General features: G+C 74.2%; 1 pseudogene. It reads right to left on the bottom strand.

Features of this window, described 5'->3' with window-relative positions:
• Nucleotides 1-248, bottom strand: a pseudogene (locus AC0IXR_RS25120) (ferredoxin:protochlorophyllide reductase (ATP-dependent) subunit N); the annotation flags it as partial.

Raw genomic sequence — 248 nt, 5'->3', positions numbered from 1 at the left:
CGCGATGCAGGTAGGGCGTGCCGATTTCGACGAGTTCGGCGCCCAGTTCCCGCGACAGGAAGCGCGCCCGGGGGATTTCGAGCTGCGAATCGGGGAAGAAGAACACGCGGCGGCGGGCGAGCATGGCCCTGGAGGGCGCCAGCGCCTGTTCTGCGCGGCGCGATCCCGCGGCGGTGGCCGCGGCGAACCGGGCGGGGGCTACGCGGAACGCGTCCGCCGCGGCCCTGAGCCATCCGGTGGTGCCGTCG

The organism is Methylobacterium sp. AC832 (genome assembly GCF_979256025.1).
This window is presented reverse-complemented; position numbering and strand designations above follow the sequence as displayed.